Source organism: uncultured Methanobrevibacter sp. (assembly GCF_902774605.1).
Classification (GTDB): Archaea; Methanobacteriota; Methanobacteria; order Methanobacteriales; family Methanobacteriaceae; genus Methanocatella.
This window is the reverse complement of the sequence record NZ_CACYJE010000010.1, coordinates 34,751-55,312: the sequence shown is the minus strand read 5'-3', so window position 1 is coordinate 55,312 and position 20,562 is coordinate 34,751. Positions and strand designations below refer to the sequence as shown.

General features: G+C 39.3%; 22 protein-coding genes and 1 tRNA gene. 18 read left to right on the top strand and 5 right to left on the bottom strand.

Annotation, left to right across the window (positions count from 1 at the left end; all coding sequences use genetic code 11):
* Together QZU77_RS03820 and QZU77_RS03815 are read right to left on the bottom strand one after the other, a co-directional pair.
* Positions 1 to 1,887, bottom strand: coding sequence for a nucleoside-diphosphate sugar epimerase/dehydratase (locus QZU77_RS03820; RefSeq protein WP_295600362.1), 1,887 nt, complete (start codon positions 1,885 to 1,887; stop codon positions 1 to 3).
* 194 nt (positions 1,888 to 2,081) lie between these two features.
* Positions 2,082 to 2,945 (bottom strand): coenzyme F420-0:L-glutamate ligase, encoded by an 864-nt coding sequence (locus tag QZU77_RS03815; RefSeq protein WP_295600264.1) that lies wholly within the window; start codon positions 2,943 to 2,945, stop codon positions 2,082 to 2,084.
* Between the two features lie 80 nt (positions 2,946 to 3,025).
* Here QZU77_RS03815 and QZU77_RS03810 point away from each other — a divergent pair, with 80 nt between their 5' ends.
* From QZU77_RS03810 to alaS, 9 genes are all read left to right on the top strand, one after another.
* Positions 3,026 to 3,598: a pyruvate kinase alpha/beta domain-containing protein gene (locus tag QZU77_RS03810; protein WP_295600261.1), complete on the top strand. Its 573-nt coding sequence runs from the start codon at positions 3,026 to 3,028 to the stop codon at positions 3,596 to 3,598.
* A gap of 121 nt (positions 3,599 to 3,719) precedes the next feature.
* Positions 3,720 to 4,856 carry a cell division protein FtsZ gene (ftsZ, locus tag QZU77_RS03805; RefSeq protein WP_295600258.1) on the top strand — a complete coding sequence of 379 codons (1,137 nt, stop codon included), beginning with the start codon at positions 3,720 to 3,722 and terminating at the stop codon, positions 4,854 to 4,856.
* A 112-nt stretch (positions 4,857 to 4,968) separates the two neighbouring features.
* Positions 4,969 to 5,148, top strand: coding sequence for a protein translocase SEC61 complex subunit gamma (locus QZU77_RS03800; protein ID WP_295600255.1), 180 nt, complete (start codon positions 4,969 to 4,971; stop codon positions 5,146 to 5,148).
* A gap of 242 nt (positions 5,149 to 5,390) precedes the next feature.
* Positions 5,391 to 5,861, top strand: coding sequence for a transcription elongation factor Spt5 (locus QZU77_RS03795; protein ID WP_295600252.1), 471 nt, complete (start codon positions 5,391 to 5,393; stop codon positions 5,859 to 5,861).
* Positions 5,861 to 6,343, top strand: coding sequence for a 50S ribosomal protein L11 (locus QZU77_RS03790; RefSeq protein ID WP_295600249.1), 483 nt, complete (start codon positions 5,861 to 5,863; stop codon positions 6,341 to 6,343). Before QZU77_RS03795 ends, QZU77_RS03790 begins: the two co-directional genes overlap by 1 nt.
* Positions 6,344 to 6,528: 185 nt before the next feature.
* On the top strand, positions 6,529 to 7,167 hold the full coding sequence (locus QZU77_RS03785) for a 50S ribosomal protein L1 (protein ID WP_292894317.1): 639 nt from the start codon (positions 6,529 to 6,531) through the stop codon (positions 7,165 to 7,167).
* Positions 7,167 to 8,177 (top strand): 50S ribosomal protein L10, encoded by a 1,011-nt coding sequence (locus QZU77_RS03780; RefSeq protein ID WP_295600242.1) that lies wholly within the window; start codon positions 7,167 to 7,169, stop codon positions 8,175 to 8,177. The genes QZU77_RS03785 and QZU77_RS03780 overlap by 1 nt, the downstream gene beginning before the upstream one ends.
* 60 nt (positions 8,178 to 8,237) lie before the next feature.
* On the top strand, positions 8,238 to 8,543 hold the full coding sequence (gene rpl12p / locus QZU77_RS03775; RefSeq protein ID WP_295600239.1) for a 50S ribosomal protein P1: 306 nt from the start codon (positions 8,238 to 8,240) through the stop codon (positions 8,541 to 8,543).
* Between the two features lie 178 nt (positions 8,544 to 8,721).
* On the top strand, positions 8,722 to 11,418 hold the full coding sequence (gene alaS / locus QZU77_RS03770; RefSeq protein ID WP_295600236.1) for an alanine--tRNA ligase: 2,697 nt from the start codon (positions 8,722 to 8,724) through the stop codon (positions 11,416 to 11,418).
* Between the two features lie 63 nt (positions 11,419 to 11,481).
* Here the strand turns inward: alaS and QZU77_RS03765 are convergent, their stop codons facing one another.
* On the bottom strand, positions 11,482 to 12,372 hold the full coding sequence (locus QZU77_RS03765; RefSeq protein ID WP_295600234.1) for a hypothetical protein: 891 nt from the start codon (positions 12,370 to 12,372) through the stop codon (positions 11,482 to 11,484).
* Positions 12,373 to 12,567: 195 nt separating this feature from the next.
* Between QZU77_RS03765 and thiI the strand changes: the two genes are divergently transcribed.
* From thiI to QZU77_RS03730, 7 genes are all read left to right on the top strand, one after another.
* A complete protein-coding gene (thiI, locus tag QZU77_RS03760; protein WP_295600231.1) occupies positions 12,568 to 13,722 on the top strand; it encodes a tRNA uracil 4-sulfurtransferase ThiI in 1,155 nt (384 codons plus the stop codon).
* A 53-nt stretch (positions 13,723 to 13,775) separates the two neighbouring features.
* A tRNA-Gln gene (locus tag QZU77_RS03755) sits at positions 13,776 to 13,847 on the top strand.
* Between the two features lie 193 nt (positions 13,848 to 14,040).
* Positions 14,041 to 15,138, top strand: coding sequence for a fructose-1,6-bisphosphate aldolase/phosphatase (gene fbp / locus QZU77_RS03750; protein ID WP_295000816.1), 1,098 nt, complete (start codon positions 14,041 to 14,043; stop codon positions 15,136 to 15,138).
* A gap of 318 nt (positions 15,139 to 15,456) precedes the next feature.
* Entirely contained in the window at positions 15,457 to 16,698 is a 1,242-nt protein-coding gene (locus tag QZU77_RS03745; RefSeq protein ID WP_295600227.1) for an RNA-guided endonuclease TnpB family protein, read from the top strand.
* Between the two features lie 137 nt (positions 16,699 to 16,835).
* Entirely contained in the window at positions 16,836 to 17,255 is a 420-nt protein-coding gene (locus QZU77_RS03740; RefSeq protein WP_295600224.1) for a winged helix-turn-helix domain-containing protein, read from the top strand.
* A gap of 9 nt (positions 17,256 to 17,264) precedes the next feature.
* Positions 17,265 to 17,534 carry a hypothetical protein gene (locus tag QZU77_RS03735; RefSeq protein ID WP_295600221.1) on the top strand — a complete coding sequence of 90 codons (270 nt, stop codon included), beginning with the start codon at positions 17,265 to 17,267 and terminating at the stop codon, positions 17,532 to 17,534.
* A gap of 21 nt (positions 17,535 to 17,555) precedes the next feature.
* Entirely contained in the window at positions 17,556 to 17,879 is a 324-nt protein-coding gene (locus tag QZU77_RS03730) for a hypothetical protein (RefSeq protein ID WP_295600219.1), read from the top strand.
* A gap of 54 nt (positions 17,880 to 17,933) precedes the next feature.
* Here QZU77_RS03730 and QZU77_RS03725 read toward each other — a convergent pair whose 3' ends face one another.
* Positions 17,934 to 18,176 carry a DUF3781 domain-containing protein gene (locus tag QZU77_RS03725; protein ID WP_295600217.1) on the bottom strand — a complete coding sequence of 81 codons (243 nt, stop codon included), beginning with the start codon at positions 18,174 to 18,176 and terminating at the stop codon, positions 17,934 to 17,936.
* Between the two features lie 73 nt (positions 18,177 to 18,249).
* Between QZU77_RS03725 and QZU77_RS03720 the strand changes: the two genes are divergently transcribed.
* Together QZU77_RS03720 and QZU77_RS03715 are read left to right on the top strand one after the other, a co-directional pair.
* Positions 18,250 to 19,359, top strand: coding sequence for an ABC transporter permease (locus QZU77_RS03720; protein WP_295600214.1), 1,110 nt, complete (start codon positions 18,250 to 18,252; stop codon positions 19,357 to 19,359).
* Positions 19,360 to 19,368: 9 nt separating this feature from the next.
* Positions 19,369 to 20,064 (top strand): ABC transporter ATP-binding protein, encoded by a 696-nt coding sequence (locus tag QZU77_RS03715; protein ID WP_295600210.1) that lies wholly within the window; start codon positions 19,369 to 19,371, stop codon positions 20,062 to 20,064.
* 27 nt (positions 20,065 to 20,091) lie between these two features.
* Here the strand turns inward: QZU77_RS03715 and QZU77_RS03710 are convergent, their stop codons facing one another.
* Complete coding sequence (locus tag QZU77_RS03710) at positions 20,092 to 20,526, bottom strand: hypothetical protein (protein ID WP_295600208.1); 435 nt, start codon at positions 20,524 to 20,526, stop codon at positions 20,092 to 20,094.
* Positions 20,527 to 20,562: the final 36 nt, after the last annotated feature.

Here is a 20,562-nt window from a genome sequence, read left to right as displayed (position 1 = left end):
TTATTCTCCGTTAACTTCTTCTGGTTCTTTATAAGTAGGAACACACTTCTTCATGGTTTCCTTAATGTGCTCTTTGCTGGTGTTCTCATCATCCAGGATGTCCCTGAACATGTCCAGCTTCTCTTCAATGTCATTCATTGTGAAATCCATGGATTGTGTGATGTAAATCTTGTCATGCTTGGTTCCTTCAAGGTTTTCCTCATTCATCAGGATTTCCTCATACAGCTTCTCTCCCGGCCTCATGCCGGTAATCTCGATTTCCATATCCTCTCCAAGAGTGTATCCTGAAAGCTCGATGAGGCTTTTTGCAAGGTCGTATATCTTGACCGGCTCGCCCATGTCGAGAACGAAAATCTCCCCTCCTTCGGCATAGGTTATTGCCTGAAGCACAAGGGCCACCGCTTCCGGAATGGTCATGAAGAATCTTGTAATCTCCTTGTGGGTGACTGTCACAGGCCCTCCATGGGCAATCTGCTTTTTGAACAATGGCACAACTGAACCGTTGCTTCCTAAAACATTTCCGAAACGCACTGCAACGTATTCTGTTTCGCTTTCCTTGTCCTTGGCCTGTATTATCATTTCACACAGTCTCTTGGTGGCGCCCATGATGTTGGTAGGGTTGACTGCCTTGTCTGTTGAAATCAGTATGAAACGCTTTACCTCATGCTTGTCTGAGCAGTTTACAAGATTGTATGTTCCGAAAACATTGTTCTTTATCGCTTCGGTAGGATTGTTCTCCATTAAGGGAACATGCTTATGCGCAGCGGCATGGAACACTATTTCAGGTCCGAATTCCTCGAAAATCGCATCCAGCCTGTCTCTTTCACGGATGTTGGCCACGACTGCGCGGATGTCATTGTTCGGATGATTGGTCTTCAGTTCCAGCTCAATGTCATATAGGCTGTTTTCATAATTGTCCAGCAATATGAGCTGCTTAGGGTTGTGCAGCATGATCTGGCGGCACAGTTCCGAACCGATTGACCCTCCGGCGCCTGTGACAAGCACTACATGGTCCTGGAGCAGGCTTTTGATGTTGTGGTTGTCCAATTGTATCGGGTCCCTTCCAAGAAGGTCCTCGATGCTCACGTCCCTTAGGCTGTGGTAGAGGTTTTCCTCGGTTATGATTTCCCTTAGGCCTGGAAGAACCTTGACCTTGGCTCCTGTCCTGTTGCAGATTTCAAGAATCTCCTTTTTATTTTTGTTGTCGATATTGACTATTGTGAAAAAGATTTCATCAATGTGCTCTTCCCTGCAGATCTGTTCAATGTCATTCCGGGTACCGATTATTCTTTCCCCGCCGACGGAGTAGCCTATGCGCTTCTTGTTGTCGTCAATGATTCCTATGATTTCATACTTGTTTTTCAAAGTTGAATGCAATGTCTTTATGATGTCATTTGCGGAATAGCCCCCTCCTATAATCAGCAGTTTCTTTTTGGTGTCGCCATTATCCATTGTCTTTTTTTGAGCGTCCTTCAAAAGGACGTATCTTATGACTAGGCGATAGGCAATCATTATGATACCTATAATCAGTCCCACAAGCAGGTTGTGCTTGATTGACGGATTGACCATGTGAAGCACCAGCTCCTCAATGAGGGAAACGATCAGTGCGGACACGATGGATAGGATTAGGTATAGGATGTAATCCTGGTTTGTCTCATAACGGATGATGTTTGCGTATCTTCTGGTTATCCTGAAGACAATTTGGAAAACAATTATTGACAATATGATGCTTATCAGTATCTCGTTTCTGGTCACCACGCTTGTCGGGTTCATTAAAAATGAGTCTGTAATGAGCACTGATATGAAATAATAGCCCAGTATGATTGAAAGACAATCCGCCAGGGGCAATAAGTAGTTCCTAAATTTAGCAATGCCGTCTATATTCACAAAAATCAAATCCGTTAACTAATTAATATAATCAATAATATTATAATTTCTAAGTTATAATAATGTATTTTTTGTAAAATCATAAATATAAAACTTTCTTTCAGATAGTTTTTTTAAAGTTTAAATCAGTTAAAAATTAAATTTAATTTAAAATAAAACTCGTTTGGCCTGAAAAACGCTGATGGGGGCTATATTCACCCAACATGCCTGATGATGACTGCCGGAGTGTGTGTGATGGAATCCAAATCTTCAATTGTCACTTCATCGATTTCGGAACCCAAAACCTCCTTGACGCTATGTATGGTTTTCATCTCGGTGGATAATGATTTCTGATAGTCCTCGGCAATGTTGGCGATTTCAAGGGCGCTTTCAACATCCATCCTCTCGCTGCAGCCCAACGGTGTTGAGCCCATATTCTCAGACAGCTGACCCTTCAGGTAGCCGAAAAACCCATTGTCGGCATCGATTCCGTCAATGGCTATCGGAAGGCCGGTGAAGTACTTGCCGTTTTTCATGTAGGTCGCATCAGTGTCGATGATCATCACGCAAACGTCCTTGCCGATTTCGCCCTTAAGCTCGATTGCCACCCTCTCGGGATTTTCCGGAAGCAGTGAAACGCAGGTTCCAGGAGCATTGCTCAAGTCGATACCCGCCTCTGAAGCCGGCTTGAGGGCATGCTTCAAACCGTACAGCTGGAGAACAACCTCCTTATGGGCCTTGGTTTCCTCAGGAAGCTTCCTCAGGTTCTTGATGGTTCTCTTCTTGATTCCCAAAACCGGCCCCAGGACATATCCCCAAAGGTACTTGCTCCAGACTGTTGTCAAGAACTTGGCGGTCAGGGAGGGAGTGTATTCTGCCTCATCAACCAACCTGCCCTGTGAAACTGAAATCGGGGTTTCTGCAATGACAAGATAATCCCCATCCTCCATCAGCTCCCTTGCAGGTTCAATTATGCAATTTAAATCTTCATTGGGCTTAATGTAGCCTGTCTCAATGGGGATGACAATGTATTCGCCATTAATCACATGCTTAATTTTGTCAAGTTCATCGGTCTTCATAAAAATCTTTATTAAAATAATTATATAGATATAAAATATAATGGGGTTTTAAAATATTTAACTCTTAGGGATGATCGATAATGGCAAGGAAATTTATAACATACTTTGACAAACAAGGCGAAGACTACACTGACGAATTAATTAAAGCCGTTAATGACAAGTTAGATGCATCTGAAGGCATAAAAAGAATCCTGATTGCTTCATCATCAGGCCAATCAGCCTTAAAACTGCGCGAAGCCATTGACGATGACATTGAAATAATCAACGTCACCCATCACATGGGATTCAGCGGAGACAACGAGTCAGACATTTCCGAAGAGATGGTTGAAAAGCTCGAGAAGGTTGGAGTCAAAACATATCTGGGAAGCCATGCATTCAGCGGAGCTGCAAGGGGAGTTACAAACAAGTACGGAGGATACTCACCATTGGATATTGTGGCCGACACACTGAGGATGTTCTCCCATGGGGTAAAGGTTGCAGGCGAAATAACAATCATGGCTGCCGATGCGGGACTGGTTCCTGTCGGAGAGGAAATCATAGCCATCGGCGGAAGGGGCCATGGGGTTGACACTGCAGTCATCTTAACACCTGTAAATGCCAAAAACCTCTTCGATTTGAAATTCCATGAGATAATAGCAATGCCTAGGGACTAATTATATAATTTTTCTCACATGGAAATTTCATATTTATATGTTTATAGTTGCATTTAAATATGAGTTGCAATAGAAATATTTAACAATAATTTTAAATTAGCAGAGTAAGTGGGGTTAATTTGTGAAATTTATAGATGATGCAATCAAAGAATCCGAACAAAGAATGGAAGAAAAGGCACCAGAAAAGCTCTCTTCCGACATAGATGATGAGCTTATAAGCATTATGGATGGTGTTAGAACTAAAATTTATGTTGTTGGTGCTGGAGGAGCAGGAAACAACACTATTTCAAGATTAAACGAAATGGGTATCGAAGGAGCAACAACAATTGCAGTAAATACTGATGCTCAAGATTTATTTTACAGCCAATCTGGTAAAAAAATCCTTTTAGGAAGACAAACCTCCAAAGGATTAGGCGCTGGTGGAGACCCGGCTGTCGGTGAAGAATGCGCAGAAGAAAGCGAAGATGAAATTAGGGATGAACTGGAAGGCGCAGACATGGTATTCGTGACCTGTGGTCTTGGTGGAGGAACCGGTACTGGTTCAGCTCCGATCATCGCTAAGCTGGCTAAAAAATTAGGTGCATTGACCGTAGCTGTAGCTACCTTGCCATTTTCTGCTGAAGGAATCAAAAGAAGGGAAAATGCTGAGCAAGGTTTAGAAAAACTCCAAGAATCTGCAGATACCGTAATCATTATTCCAAATGACAAATTGCTGGAAGTTGCACCTAGCCTGCCATTGAACAAGGCTTTCATGGTTTCCGATGAAATCCTCGGAAGGGCAGTTAAGGGAATCACTGAACTTATAACCAAACGTGGTCTAGTAAGTCTGGACTTCGCAGATATCAGAAGCATCATGGGCGGTTCCGGAATGGCAATGATTGGTATGGGCGAGTCCGAATCAGGCGACAGAGCATTAGAATCTGTACATGAAGCATTAAGCAGCCCATTGTTAGACATTGACATTTCCAATGCTAAAGGCGCATTAGTGAACATTACCGGTAGTTCTGATTTAACATTACATGAAGCTGAAAAAATCGTTCAGGTCGTTGCTGACAAATTGGATCCTGAAGCTAACATCATTTGGGGTACTCAAATTGATGAAAGCCTTCAAAACATTGTCAGGACCACTGTGGTCGTTTCAGGCATTGACGCTAAAATTTCTTCAGACAGCACTCCTGATATCGAGTATGCTGAAGAAAAAGCGGAACCGGAAACAGGTAATGATCAGTTAGATGATTTCATTGATGGAATCTTCTAATTCTATCATTTTTTTTCATATAATGCAAACATTTATTAATGGTTAAAATAAAAATTATTTTATTACTATTATTTTATTATAATTTATAAATTTTTTATTTTGGGTTATTTACATGAATGTACAAGAAAGTTTCGATAAATTTATTAAGGACAGTAAAAGAGTATTAAAAGTATCAAGGAAACCTGATCGTATTGAATACCGTGAATTGGCTAAGATATCCGCTATTGGTGTTGTCATTATCGGCGGTTTCGGTTACATCATAGTATGTTTAGGTTACCTGATTGGTATCTAAACCAATTATTATTTTTTTTAATCTCTTTTTAAATTTATAATAAAATTTCAGTAATGATTTTTTGTTAATATTTCTAGTTTTTTGAAAACTTTTATATACTATTAGGTATCATAAATATTAATATTATAGAAATCTTGACTTTTTGGGAATTTTTATTCTTAAAACAATGGCTTCTATAATATTTTTAACTTAATGTATGATTTTATTAACAACTAAAAACTTTAAAAATAGGTGAATTTTTCATGGAAGATACTAACAGTACTATATACGCTCTTAAGACCTCTGCAGGTCAAGAAAGGAACGTTGCAAGGCTTTTAGCACGTAAGGCTAGAACCATTGATGGTATTGGTATTTCATCAATTCTTGTTCCAGAATCTTTAAAAGGTTACATTTTAGTTGAATCATCAACAAAAATTGATCTTAGAAATCCTGATTTGAAAGTACAACATTTAAGAGGTGTTGTAGAAGGTAGTGTTGGTATTACCTTTGAAGAAGTGAAAAGATTCTTAAAACCAGAACCAATTATTTCCTCTATCCAAAAGGGAAGTATTGTGGAACTCATTTCTGGTCCTTTCAAAGGAGAAAGAGCAAAAGTGGTTCGTATCGATGAATCACGTGAAGAAGTCGTTCTTGAGTTAATAGAAGCTGCAGTACCAATTCCGGTTACTGTTAAAGCTGATCAAATTAGAATAATTCAAAAGGAGGCTGACTGATGGCTAAAGATACAGTCGAAGTTCTTATCGAAGGTGGAACTGCAACTCCAGGACCACCATTAGGCCCAGCATTAGGACCTTTCGGTATTAACATGATGCAAGTAGTTGAAGAAATCAATAAGAAAAGCGCAGACTTCGCAGGAATGAAAGTGCCTGTTAAAGTCTCAATTGATAGAGATACTAAAGAATTCGAAATCGAAATCGGTACTCCACCAACAACTGCATTAATCATGGAAGAATTAGGCATTGACAAAGCTTCTCATGAACCAGGTTTAGACATCATCAATGATGTCCCAATCGAAACCGCTTTAAAAATCGCTAGAATGAAATTCGATTCATTACTCGCAAACGATTACAAAGCAGGTGTTAAAGAAGTTATGGGAACCTGTGTAAGTATGGGATTATCCGTTGACGGTAAAGACCCTAGAGAAGCACAAAAAGATGTTGATGCTGGAGTATATGACGATATCTTAACTGAATAGATATTGTCCAGTTTAAATTTAAAATTAAGTTAATAAGCAACAGTGTATATGACGTTATAATTAAGGTTATAATTGATATACTGTTTTTAATTCATGCAATCGTTGAAGAATTTTTTTCTTGTAATCGATTCTCATGAAACCAATTGAAAATCCAATGAACAGCGAATGTTCATGGGGGATAAATAATGACACAAGATGTAATTAACGCGGTGAAGGAGGCTAAAGAACAATCTAAGCCGAGAAACTTCACTGAGTCTATTGATATTATCATTAATATCAGAGACTTAGATGTCAAAAAGCCAGAAAATAGGTTTAATGAGGAAGTTACTCTTCCTAACGGCCGTGGCAAAGATGTTAAAATCGGAGTCATCGCTGATGGGGAACTCATTGTTCAAGCTAAAGATGCTGGTCTTGACACTGTAATCAACAAACAGGATTTAGAAGAGTTCGGAAAAGACAGAAAATCAGCTAAAAAAATGGCTAACTCTGTTGATTTCTTAGTAGCTCAAGCTGATATGATGCCACTCGTAGGTAGATTCCTCGGTCCAGTTTTAGGTCCACGTGGAAAAATGCCTAAGCCAGTGCCTGCAAGTATCAAATTAGATCCTCTTTTAGAAAGATTACAAAGTACTGTCAAAGTGGGCGTTAAACAACAACCTTCTATTCAAATCGTTGTTGGAAGCCAAGACATGTCAGACGAGGATATAGCTGAAAATGTGGAAACTGTTCTTACAGTCTTAGACCGCAATTTAGAAAAAGGAAGAAGTCAAATAAAGTCCATGTTTATTAAAACAACTATGGGACCAGTAGTGAGGGTGATCTAATGGCTCATGTTGCTGAATGGAAAAAGGAAGAAGTTAAAGAGCTAAAAGGTATCATTGACGAACACGATGTAATCGGTATCGTCGACTTAATGAACATTCCTGCAAAACAGCTCCAAGAAATGAGGAAATCATTAAACGGAAAAGCTGTAATCAGAATGTCCAAGAAAAACCTTATTGACTTAGCTCTCGAAGATTGTAATGCTGAAAAAACCAACATTGTTGATTTATCAGGACATATGGATGGTCAAATTGCACTCATTGCAACTGAAATGAACCCTTTCAAATTATACAAAATATTGGAAGACAGCAAAACCTCAGCTCCTGCAAAACCAGGATCTATTGCAACCGACGATATTGTTGTGCCTGAAGGGGACACCGGTTTTGAACCAGGTCCATTCCTAGGAGAATTACAACAAGTTGGAATTCCTGCAAAAATTGATAAAGGAAAAATCTGCGTACAAAAAGAAACAGTCGTAGTAGCAGCTGGTGAAGAAGTATCCAAACAAGTTGCAGCAACCTTATCAAGAATGGATATCAATCCGATGGAAGTAGGAATTGACTTAAAAGCAGTATACGAAGAAGGATCTATTTACACTTCCGATGTACTTGCAATCGATGAAGAACAAACATTAGCTGACGTTCAAAATGCATTTAGAAGTGCATTCAACTTATCTGTAAACGCAGCAATCCCTACTGATGAAACTATTTCCACTATCATTACTCTTGCATACACCAGAGCAATCAACGTTGGTGTAGAAGCAGCAATAATGACTTCTGAAACTTCAGAACCGATCATTGGTTTAGCACAAGCTAAAATGTTAGCATTAGCATCCGAAGTTGCTGACGCACCTGGTGCTATTGATGACGAATTAGCTGAAAAACTCTCTAATGTTGCTGTAGCAGCCGCTCCAGTAGTAGAAGAAGTTGTTGAAGAAGAACCAGAAGAAGAGGAAGAAGAAGAAAATACAGAGGAAGAAGCAGCAGCTGGGTTAGGAGCTCTCTTCGGTTAAATTAATTTAAAATTTTTTATTATAAAAAAACTAACACTTTAAAAAATTAATGGTGATAACATGGAATACATATATGCGGCAATGATTTTGCACAGTGCAGAAAAAGATATTAACGAAGAAAATGTTAAAAGTATTATTGAAGCAGCAGGAATTGAAGCTGATGACGCTAGAATCAAAGCTTTAATCGCAGCTTTAGAAGACGTCGACATCGACGAAGCTATGGAAACCACTGCTATGGCAGCAGCTGCACCTGCAGCAGCACCTGCAGCAGCTGAAGCAGTTGAAGAAGAAGAGGAAGAAGAAGAGGAAGAAGAAGAAGCTTCAGAAGAAGAAGCAGCAGCTGGATTAGGTGCTCTCTTCGGATAGATTTTTTAATCTATCACCTTTCTTTTTTTTATTTTTCTTTTTACCAAAAACCACTATTTTTCACACTTATTTTAACTACATCATATTATTTTCAATCAATTTCAACCGGATTTTTCATTAATTATTTATTAGTCAAAAAACATATTCTATACTAATAAATTATTTAGAACTGATTTATATGGTAGAAATTTTTGACGAACTTGGTTATAAAAAACAAACTTGCAAGACTTGCGGACAAGAGTTTTACTCCCAAGTGGATCGTGACACTTGCGGAGACGCTCCATGTGATGAGTATGAGTTCATTGCAAATCCTGCAACCGATAAACCATACAACTTATATGAAATCCAGAAAGTCTTTAGAGAATTTTTAGAAAGCGAAGGACACACACATGTCCACAGGTATCCCGTACTTGCCAAAAGATGGAGGGATGACGTATTCCTGGTTGGTGCGTCAATCTTCTGTTTCCAGCCATGGATAACATCAGGCCTTGTAAAGCCGCCGGCAAACCCTATTGAAATGGCTCAGCCATCAATCAGGTTGAATGACGTTGACAATGTCGGAAGAACAGGCCGTCACATGACCTGCTTTACAATGGGAACCCATACTGTAATCAACAAGGAAGATGACTTCATCTACTGGGAAGACCGCACAATTGAACTGTGCCACAAATTCTTCGAACACATCGGAATCAACACTGAAGAGATCACATTCATCAAATCATGGTGGAGTGGAGGAGGTAACGAAGGGCCATGCTACGAGGTATGCTGCCGTGGAGTGGAACTCGCTACTTTAGTTTTCATCCAATATGAGACATTGGAGAACGGCGATAAAAAGGAAATCCCTATTAAAGTGGTTGATACCGGTTACGGTTTGGAACGTATAGCATGGATTTCACAGGGAACACCAACCGCCTATGACGCATGCTTCGCACCTGTTGTGGACAAGCTTAAGGAATTGACCGGCGTTGAAATCAACGAGGACATTCAGGGAAGAAACGCGCAGATTGCAGGCATGATGGATATTGAGGACATTGGCGACTTGAAGGAGCTTAGGCAACAGGTGGCTGACAGTCTTGATTTGACTCTTGAAGAGTACCTGAAAGCCGCTGAACCTATGGAAGCCATTTATATAATCGCTGACCATACCCGTTGTTTGGCATTCATGATTGCCGACGGCATCATCCCGTCAAACGTCAAGGAAGGTTACCTTGCAAGGCTGGTTTTAAGAAGGACAATCCGTTTCATGAAGGAACTCAACATGAAGGAATCACTTGCTGATGTCATGGCAATACAATTGGATTTCCTATCCAAGTTCTACCCTGAAATACGCGATTCAGAAGAGCATATCATGAATATCATTTCTTTAGAGGAAGAAAGATATGCTTCCACAGTTAAGAAGGGTAAAAGCATTGTTAAAAGAGCCATCAAAAGACTTAAAAAGGAAGGCAAGACTGAAATGCCTCTTGACATGCTCATTGACTTGTATGATGCTCATGGAATGCCTCCGGAAACAGTTGTTGAAATGGCAGGCGATGACTTTACCGTAAACGTTCCGGACAACTTCTTCACACAGGTTGCCGGTGCTCACGAGAAGGACACTACCAACAAGAAGTCCACATTCAAGGTGGACTATCCCGAAACAGATTTACTGTTCTATAAAGATTTCTACCAGGAAGAATTTGAAGCTGAGGTTTTGGGACTTGTTGAAAAGGACGGGGACAAGTGCCTGATTTTTGACAAAACAACATTCTACCCTGAAGGAGGAGGCCAGCCATCCGACATAGGTGAAGTTTCCATCGACGGGGAATCATTTAAAATACCATATGCTGAAAAAATCGACAATGTCGTATTGCACCATATAGCTGGGGACATCACAGATGATGTGGTTGGCAAGACCGCAAACGGCAAAATCGACTGGAACAGGAGAATAACCCTTGCACGCCACCACACAGGAACACACCTTGTAATCGCAGCGGCACGTAAAGTCCTCGGTCAACACATCTGGCAGGCAGGATCACAAAACGAGCTCACCCGTGCACGTATAGACCTTTCACACTACAAGCGCATCACACAGGAAGAGTTAAATGAAATCGAGAAACTCGCCAACGAATACGTGATGCAGAACATTGAACTCGACATCCAATTCCATACACGTGACGAGGCACAGGAACTCTACGGTTTCGTGCTCTACCAGGGAGGAATCGTGCCGGGCAAGATGATACGTGTAGTCAAGATTCCTGGAGTCGACGTTCAGGCATGTGCAGGAACACACGTTCTCAGAACAGGTGTTGTCGGACCGATTAAAATCAACAAGACCGAAAGGGTGCAGGACGGTGTTGAAAGGATTGACTTTTCAGCAGGACTTGCAGCAATCGATTCAATGCAGCATGACAGTGAACTATTACGTGAAAGCTCAGGAATATTCAAGGTTGAAAACGACCAATTGCCGAAAACCTGCGACAGGTTCTTCAGCGAATGGAAGGCTCAGAAAAACGAAATCGATCGTCTGAAATCAGAAATCGCATCATTGAAGATGAACTCACTCGCCGATGAGTATGATGAAATCAACGGACTGAAAGTGGTTCATCAATTAATCGAAGCGGACTTCAAGGAACTGCAAAAAATGGCTACTGACTTTACCGACAACGGAAAGGCTGATGTGGTCATCATGGGCAACAGTGACGGCAAAATCGTCGGTGCGGCTTCACAGAATGCAATTGATGATGGTGTTAAGATCAATGAAATCATCAAAACCGCAGCAGGAGTACTTGGCGGTGGCGGTGGAGGCCGCTTGACACTTGCACAGGGTGCAGGTAAAAACACCGATAAGATGGATGAGGCCATCCAAACGGCAGTTGATTTAATCAAAGGATAATCTACATTATCCTTTAACTATTTTTTTAAAAAAAGAAATGATGGGAAGTTGATTTTCCCATATTTAAATGGTAACGTACCAGATTTTAGTTTTAATAGGTGTGTATCCTTTAATCAATTTTGTGTAAGGAAGTATTTTGAACAGGTAATAGCTGTCGTCCTTGGTCTTCACGATTTTTGTTTTGATTTTTCCGGTCTTCTTGTTTTTGAAGAAGAACTTGGCCTTCAATACCAGGGTATCGGGGTTTCCGTCAAGAGGGTCTTTTGCATTGTAGCTGGTTGCATACACTCCTTTAGGATTTTCAGCATTCCTCTTAAGGTAGTAGCTTTCAATGTAATCTCTTTTGACTTTTTTCCTCTTGTTGATCTTGAGGGTCAGGGTCTTGACTTTTTTCTTGTATATGTTGAGCATTCCCTTATCGTTAATGGTGTAGCGGTCATCGTTTGAGGTTATTCTCACCTTATATGTGCCAACCTTCAATTTTTTAACGTTGAACACCTTCGCCACTCCTTTTGAATTGGTTGTAACCTTATATGTCTTGGTTGTTTTGCCGATTTTAACTTTAACGGTCACTTTCACATTTTTATGGATGACAAGCTTGTTTTTTGATTCATCAAATGTTGCGACTTTGATTTTCACGTACTTATTGGATTTCTTGATGAAATCCAGGTTTCCCAGGATGAACGCTTCGGTTTTCTTGGTGTTGGATGGGCTCTTCTGTGTTGTTTGGGCAGGGGCAGTATTATTGGTTTCGGTTCCGGTTGCATTGTCCTTAAGGATTTCACTTTCCTGTTTTTCAACTTCCTGTGCTATTTGATCAACATTTTCATTTTCAAGGGCAGGGCTGTCGTCAGCGACCGTCAGGTTTGACACATCTTCGGATGCTGATGCGCTGCCGATGCATAGGATAATGAAAAGCATTGAAAATATTATCACTATGTTCTTTAATCTCATTTTCATCACCGTTTCAATTTGTAAAAATTATTTGTCTATATTCACCTTTTTGGTGTGGATTGTATTTAATCTTTTAGAGAAAAGTTTTATTAATCAAGAATATTAAAAATTATACTTGCTGTTATATTCAAACTAGTACAGAAGGGATTACTATTTTTTTTCAGCGTGCACTAGAAAATATTAAGAGATGTTTAAATGGATTATGATGTAATAATAGCCAGGTATGGTGAAATAGGATTGAAAAGTCCTAAGATAAGGTCACGTTTTGAAAGAAAGCTAGTTAAAAATATTAAGGCTACTTTTGAATGTGAAGTTATAAGAAATCAAGGAAGAATATACATTCACCCTGAAGATTTCACAGAAAGCGTAGAAAAGCTAAACAGGGTATTCGGAGTTGTCTCATACTCTCCTGCGGTTTCAACCAAGACAACCTACGATGATATCGATGAGACATTGGACGGATACACCAGGCAATTAATCGATGAAAATGCATTGGATGAAAACACCAAGTTCGCCATCAAGTGCCGTCGTGTTGGAAAGCACGACTTCACATCACAGGAAATGGCGGCCCATTGCGGAGGGGTTGTGAGAAACGTTGTCATGGCTCCGGTTGACCTGACAAACCCTGACCTGACAATATACGTTGAAGTGCGAGAGGACGACACCTACATTTTCCATGAGAAAATCAAGGGTCCCGGAGGACTGCCTTTAGGAACACAGGGCAAGGTCGTGGTGCTTTTATCAAGCGGAATAGACTCACCCGTTGCGGCATACATGATGATGAAAAGAGGATGTGAAGTAATAGCATTGAACTGCAACAATGACCCGTTCACCACTCCCAAGGCATTGGAGAATTATGGATTGCTCGTCGATCAGCTGAACAAGTATGCCTGCGGAGTGCCGATCAAGAAGCGCGTGGTCGACTATGGCGAATACCTGCAGGCCGCAAAGGATAATGCCCCTGAAAGGATGACCTGTGTATTGTGCAAGTCCGGAATGTATCGCCTTGCAGAAAAGCTCGCAGAGAAAGTCGGTGCCGATGCCATTGTCGACGGAAGCAGCGTCGGTCAGGTCGCATCACAGACCTTGTCAAACATTCTGGCGACAAGATACGGCGTGAACATGCCGATACTCTCACCATTGATTGGCCTTGACAAGGAGGAAATCACACTGATCGCCAAGAAAATCGGAACATTCCCGATATCTGAAATCGATGACGGCGGATGCAGTGCGGTTCCAAGGTATCCTGAAACACATGCTGATTTGCAGACAGTTAAAAAGGTATGTGAAGAAATCAACCAGGATGTCGAAATCGAAAAGGCATTTCAAAAAATCAGAAAACTTGATTGAGTTTTCTGTAAACTTTTAATTTTATATACTATGTTTGACATAAATACTATTATAGTCCCGTAGGGTAGCGGCAATCCTTTTGGGCCCTGGACCCAAAGACAGCGGTTCGACCCCGCTCGGGACTACTTATTTTATTATTGCTGAAAACACCATTCCCATTTTTCATGCCATTTTTCCATGACTTCAAATATTTAATTGCTTTTTGATTTAAAATATTATTGAAGACTTAACTGTAAAGATAACAATTATTAAATACTATACTAGTTAAAAATAATATATGTCTAGTAAATAATTAATTTACTAATTAGAGGTATAAAAATGAAAACTACAGTTAGTGTAATTAAAGCTGATATTGGAAGTGTGTCCGGACACTGTGTCGCACACCCAGAATTAATGGACATCTGTGATGAAGTGTTAAACGAAGCTTTAGAAGCAGGTATCTTAAAAGATTACTATATCTCCCGTTGCGGAGACGACATAGACCTAATCATGACCCACGACAAAGGGGTAGAAAACGAAGAAGTGCATGAAACCGCATACAATGCATTCATGAAAGCTACTGAAAGAGCACGTGAATTAAAACTCTACGGTGCAGGTCAAGACTTATTATCCGACACCTTCTCAGGCAACATCAAAGGTATGGGTCCTGGTGTAGCTGAAATGGAATTCGAAGAAAGGCCATCCGATCCAGTGCTTGTGTTCTGCTGTGACAAAACCGAACCTGGTGCATTCAACTTACCAGTATTCAGAATGTTTGCAGACCCATTCAACACTGCAGGATTAGTCATCGACCCATCCCTACACGATGGATTCAAATTCGAAGTATTCGACGTAATCGAACACAGGAAAGTTGTCTTAAACTGTCCTGAAGAAATGTACGACTTACTCGCATTAATCGGTTCCACCGGAAGATACGTTATCAAAAGGGTATGGAAGAAAAACGGTGAAATCGCAGCTGCAGTAAGTACCGAAAGATTAAACCTCATGGCTGGAGAATACGTAGGTAAAGACGACCCAGTATGTATCGTAAGAGCACAATCAGGGTTCCCTGCTAACGGTGAATGTGTAGATCCATTTGCATTCCCACACATGGTAAGCGGATGGATGAGAGGATCACACAACGGTCCAATGATGCCAGTATCCGAAGCAGAAGCAAACCCAATCAGATTCGACGGACCACCTAGAGTAGTCGGATTAGGATTCCAAGTAGCAAACGGTGAATTAATCGGACCAGTCGACTTATTCGACGACCCAGCATTCGACCCAACCCGTGAACAAGCTGCTAAAATCGCAACCTACATCAGAAGACACGGCCCATTCGAACCTCACAGGTTACCTGCTGAGGAAATGGAATACACTTCACTTCCTGGTGTAATGGAAAAATTAGAATCCAGATTCGAAGACATGGATGATTAGATTTAAAGAGATTAATTAATCTCTTCTTTTTTTTTATCTTAATCGTGCAAGAATACCACGACCTCTTTTTAGGTCGTGGATGAATTGCACAAAAACATGGGAGGGACATTAATACTTATCAAATGCTCTCTCACTATTTGTTTATATTATGGTTATTTAATAATTATTATTGTGTGTTTTTATAATTTGTAAAAAATTTTAAAAAACATCAAATGCTCTCTCACTATTTGTTTATATTATGGTTATTTAATAATTATTATTGTGTGTTTTTATAATTTGTAAAAAATTTTAAAAAACCCGTTTTTGGATGTGATTCATGTGTTTTCTGAATATAATACTGTTAATAAAGGTATTGTGGTTAAATTGTATCCTGATGAAATTATGAGGAATAAAATTAATCAGAATATTGGTAATGCCAGGTTTACTTGGAATAAATTATTACAGGAATATCAGGAAACATTTGAATTGTTTAAAAAACAAGGATACACAAAGTTACAATGCAACATAAAAACATTCAATACAATGTTGAATATGCTGAAAACACAATATTCATTCTTGTATGAAAGTGAGTCAAGCAGTTTGCAGCAGGTTTTCCGTGACCTAATACAGGCATTTAAAAGATTCTTCAACAATACATCCAGTTATCCTAGATTCAAATCCAAAAAGAATCCAAAACATAGCTTCAGAATACAAAACAACAATAATATCAAAATACAGGACAATATAATTGTTTTACCAAAATTAGGACAAGTACATTACAGAACCAGCAACCATTATAAAAAACTACTAAAAGAATCTAAAATCAACAATGTAACAATTAAAAAGGAGCACGGTCACTTTTATGCAGTTTTCAACATCGAAACAAATGTAGAGACAATGGATTATACTTATAATATTGTGGGAATCGATCTTGGTATGAGAACATTAGCAACCCTCAGCAACGGACTAAAGATAGCCAATTTAGACACACGCCATGAGGAGAAAATGATTAAAAAATACCAAAAAAGCCTATCACGAAAAAAATACAACAGCACCCGCTACAACAAAACACTAAAAACACTAGGAAAATGGATAAAAAGAAAAAACAACCGCATAAAAGACGCATACCACAAATTAAGCCACTACCTAGTCAAAAAATACGACCTAATCTGTATGGAAACACTAGACATACGCGAAATGTTCGAACAAACCGATTATAGCAAAAAACTACAAAATATCAGCTGGTACAAACTATTGGAAATGATCAAATACAAATGCCAATGGTACGATAAAATATTCATCCAAATAAGCCAATGGCACCCATCCAGCAAAAACTGTAACGTATGCGGATACTACAACAAAAATCTAGGCGACGAAAAAAAATGGACATGCCCACACTGCAAAACACAACACGACAGAGACATAAACGCAGCAAAAAACATCAAACAAGAAGGATACAGACTTCTTAAAGAAAAAAATAAAATGAACCTCAGGGACTGGGGGGATAGCACGGTAATACTACTTAGGGACTGGGGGGATAGCACGGTAATACTACTTTCGTGGGAAAGTACCAGCCCGTGAAGTAAGAATCCTCGACCTCTGCCAAGGTCGAGGTAGTTCAATTCACATTTTATATTTTGTATTTTTTTACATTTTTGTAAAAAAAGTAAAAATATTTATAACATTAATTTCAAATTATATTATTGGAAGTGAGTTTTATGTTACTTAGAGAATTATTTGGTGATAATGCAAGGATAAAAATTCTGGAAGAATTAATATCCAATTGGGATTTTTTCCTATCAGTTGATGAATTATCCCGGATGTCGGATGTTTCTAAAAAAAGTGTTTATATTCATATTGATGAACTGAATAAAATAGGTTTGTTGGTAGTTGAGGGTTCTGGTTCAAAAAAATTTAAATTAAATCCTAAAGATAAAAGAGCAATTCTTTTAGCTTTAATTGAGTCAGAGGAATATTTAAGAAAATTAAATGAATTTGAAAATGAATTAGATAATCAGGAAGCAGAATTTTTGCCATTGTCATTATCTGATAGTGATGATAAAAATTTATTAAAAGTAAATTCTAAAAAAATTAATTCTGCAATAAAAAGCATTCCAATGATGAATTTCATAATGTAGGTGATTTAAATGGATAATAATAAATTAAATTTACTGATTCCTGAAGATATGGATGAACTAAATATTGTGGGTGGTGCGGTTACATCCACTCCATTCAATATAAGATTGTTATTGTACAATGATGAAATTGAAAGAACTGGTGACCAGCTGAAGGATAATGTTAAAATAATTAGAAAAGGAAAAGCGGAGGTTGTAATGCACCCTCAAGTTGCTAAAAATATTGCAGAATTGTTGCTTAAGGAAGTTGAAAACTATCAGGAAAAATTTATTGAAGATTAAGAAATCATCAGGGTTGATGCCATGTCTAACGAAAAACCATCACATAATGGGATAATTGAAAAATTAACGCCAATTGAGAAAAAGATATTGTTAGAATGTGGCAAAATGAATATTTCCATTAAAAAGAATGTTCGTGAAGAAACAATTAAAAAGAAAATGCCTGATGCCTATTTAAAAGATTTTAATAAATCAATTAAAAATCTTATTGCAATGGGGTTGTTAGTAGTCTATCGGCCGCATAATTATGGCCTATCTAAAGAAGGGAGATTAATTTCAAAAAGAATCAAGGAATCTTACCAACGTGATTTCTATTCGAGTTTGAAAATATTGATGATTGTAGAGTAAATAATTTGGGTTGTATGTCAATTCAATTACTTTGGAGCGAAATTATAATTATTATTAAGAAGTTTTGTGTGCAGTTATTATTGTAAAGCTACTTGAATTGATTGTTATTATGCAGTCATCGACTTCAACATAATAATTCTTGCCCTCCTTTGTAACCACAGAATCCTCTTTTTTGAGTTTGGCTATGCAATAGCCCAATGGCTCGTCACTTATTCCCAAATTCCTCTGAATCCTTCCGACACCCATTTCAGTAGTGTGAATCCTATCTATATTTTCAAGCAATGTTTCCTTATGCATTTCACTCACCAATATTCTCATCTCAGTTACATCAATAACTAGTTATTTATATGCTACAATCATATTAATTAATATGTCATTTTTAAAGTTCATTCTTAAAAACCCATTCAGGAGAAAGAACAGTGCAATACTTGCGATTGTCGGAATTGCAATAGGTATTGTCGTCATCGTTGCTCTTGGTGGAATTACGGAAGGTTTGGTTGATACCTTCGAGGAGACGATACATGCGGGAGGGGCTGATTTCCAGATTTCAGGAAAGGAAACCGGCGACTCAGCATATGGAACAAATACGATTGACGCATCCTGGACAGACAAGATAGCAAAAGTCGAGGGAGTGGAAGAGGCCTATCCGATATATGTGGTGTTGACTTCGGTCGGTGATGATTACATGAACACCCTGATAGGCATTGATCCGGAAGGAACAACCCTTGCCGACATCTCCATGAAGGAGGGCAGGATATTCGAGGACAATGCGGATGAGGTGATTATCGGTGAAATATATGCCGATGACAACAACTACACTGTAGGAGACACCATTGAAGTAAACCGTGAAGACTTCAAGGTTGTCGGCATATACGAATCGGGCGATTCCAACATGGCCGGCGGAGTTTTCACCTCAATTTCAAGGGTTGGTGAGCTGATGGATGATGAGGATTCCATCTCAAACATCTACGTCAAGGTTGATAAAGGAGTCGATGCGCAGGAAGTTGCCGACAGGATTGACGACAAGTACGGCGATAAGATAACCACAATAACATCTGTCATGGAGATGGAGCAGATGGCTGACATGCTCAACATGCTTCAGGCATCCTCATGGGCAATATCCCTGCTGGCGATTGTCGTTGGTGGATTGGGCATAATTAACACAATGTTAATGTCAGTGTTTGAGCGTACCCGTGAAATCGGTGTTTTGAAGGCTGTGGGATGGTCAAACAAGAGGATTCTTCTCATGATTGTTGGGGAATCCTTGGTCATTACAATTGTTTCAGCAGTCATAGGATCAATAATAGGAGTTGTGGGATGTCTTGTTTTGGCTACACAAGTAGGTTTTGAGCCGCTTTTCACTCCAAAGATTTTCATACAGGCATTCGTCATTGCAATAGCTGTCGGAATTGTCGGTGGAATATATCCTGCACTTAAGGCCATAAGGCTGCCGCCGACAGAAGCATTGAGGTATGAGTGAGGTGATTTTATGATTGTTGAGATAAGGGACTTGTATAAGAGCTATGAGGATGGAAAAATCAAGGCATTGAACGGTGTGAACCTCACAATTGAGGAGGGGGAGTTCGTTTCAATAATAGGTCCGTCAGGTTCGGGCAAATCAACACTATTGAACATGCTCGGAGCATTGGACGTGCCGGATTCCGGTTCAATAAGAGTTGCTGGTGAGGATTTGACCGCCAGCAAAAAATTAAATGAGTTCAGGGCCACAAGCATAGGCTTTGTTTTTCAGCTGCACAATCTAATCCCAAACATTTCCGTGCGTGAAAACATTGAAATACCAATGTACACTCAGGGATTATCCTCAGGCGCGATGAAAAATAAGGCATTGAAGCTGTTGGATGATGTTGGCCTTAAGGACAAGGCGGATATCATGCCGAACAAGCTGTCTGGGGGTGAGCGCCAGAGGGTTGCAATCGCCCGTGCCCTGGCAAACGATCCATCAATAATATTGGCGGATGAACCAACAGGATCACTTGATTCAAAGACAAGTACCAGAATACTTCGCCAACTAATCGATTTGCACGAACATAAAAACGTGACGCTGATAATTGTAACTCATGATATGGATGTGGCCAAACTTGCAGACAGGGTTATCGAGGTTTTGGATGGTGAGATAATATCTGCAGGTGACGATTCGCTCATTCACAGTAAAATTGATGTGTAATGCATCAAATTTTACCATTCCTTTTTTTTAATCAACCAGATTGTCTATTTTGTCGAAAAGCTCATGATATTCATCAAAAAGGCTATTGATTTCCTCATCACTTCTGGACACTAGAACAATCTTCAGCTGATTTTCCTTTTTGAATGTTTTCACCAGATCTGATTCAGGGGCGTTTTCAAACTTGTCATCAATCAGTGACTTGATTTCATTATAGGCATCTTCAGTCAAATTGTGCATTCTGTTATGGTTCATGATGTCCATTGCATGGATGATTCCATTCTCCGCCATATCCACGCAGGTGGAGAGTCTAATCTTGGTGTTCAGGTAATAAGGAGCTTCAATCTTGTCTCGGCGAAGCACGATTGAAATCTTTGTTATCACATGGTCATCACTGCAGTTATCATTAATGAATCTGATCAGTTGAAACTGCTTAATGTTTGCATTGTTATTCATGAAATTCATAGTATTATATTATTTTTAAGAATATTTAAGATTAGA

Coding starts and splice junctions, on each gene's coding strand:
- QZU77_RS03815 (WP_295600264.1), bottom strand. CDS start 2,945: ATGAAGACCGATGAACTTGACAAAATTAAGCATGTGATTAATGGCGAA.
- QZU77_RS03810 (WP_295600261.1), top strand. CDS start 3,026: ATGGCAAGGAAATTTATAACATACTTTGACAAACAAGGCGAAGACTAC.
- QZU77_RS03800 (WP_295600255.1), top strand. CDS start 4,969: ATGAATGTACAAGAAAGTTTCGATAAATTTATTAAGGACAGTAAAAGA.
- QZU77_RS03795 (WP_295600252.1), top strand. CDS start 5,391: ATGGAAGATACTAACAGTACTATATACGCTCTTAAGACCTCTGCAGGT.
- QZU77_RS03790 (WP_295600249.1), top strand. CDS start 5,861: ATGGCTAAAGATACAGTCGAAGTTCTTATCGAAGGTGGAACTGCAACT.
- QZU77_RS03785 (WP_292894317.1), top strand. CDS start 6,529: ATGACACAAGATGTAATTAACGCGGTGAAGGAGGCTAAAGAACAATCT.
- QZU77_RS03780 (WP_295600242.1), top strand. CDS start 7,167: ATGGCTCATGTTGCTGAATGGAAAAAGGAAGAAGTTAAAGAGCTAAAA.
- rpl12p (WP_295600239.1), top strand. CDS start 8,238: ATGGAATACATATATGCGGCAATGATTTTGCACAGTGCAGAAAAAGAT.
- alaS (WP_295600236.1), top strand. CDS start 8,722: ATGGTAGAAATTTTTGACGAACTTGGTTATAAAAAACAAACTTGCAAG.
- QZU77_RS03765 (WP_295600234.1), bottom strand. CDS start 12,372: ATGAGATTAAAGAACATAGTGATAATATTTTCAATGCTTTTCATTATC.
- thiI (WP_295600231.1), top strand. CDS start 12,568: ATGGATTATGATGTAATAATAGCCAGGTATGGTGAAATAGGATTGAAA.
- fbp (WP_295000816.1), top strand. CDS start 14,041: ATGAAAACTACAGTTAGTGTAATTAAAGCTGATATTGGAAGTGTGTCC.
- QZU77_RS03740 (WP_295600224.1), top strand. CDS start 16,836: ATGTTACTTAGAGAATTATTTGGTGATAATGCAAGGATAAAAATTCTG.
- QZU77_RS03735 (WP_295600221.1), top strand. CDS start 17,265: ATGGATAATAATAAATTAAATTTACTGATTCCTGAAGATATGGATGAA.
- QZU77_RS03730 (WP_295600219.1), top strand. CDS start 17,556: ATGTCTAACGAAAAACCATCACATAATGGGATAATTGAAAAATTAACG.
- QZU77_RS03725 (WP_295600217.1), bottom strand. CDS start 18,176: ATGCATAAGGAAACATTGCTTGAAAATATAGATAGGATTCACACTACT.
- QZU77_RS03720 (WP_295600214.1), top strand. CDS start 18,250: ATGTCATTTTTAAAGTTCATTCTTAAAAACCCATTCAGGAGAAAGAAC.
- QZU77_RS03715 (WP_295600210.1), top strand. CDS start 19,369: ATGATTGTTGAGATAAGGGACTTGTATAAGAGCTATGAGGATGGAAAA.
- QZU77_RS03710 (WP_295600208.1), bottom strand. CDS start 20,526: ATGAATTTCATGAATAACAATGCAAACATTAAGCAGTTTCAACTGATC.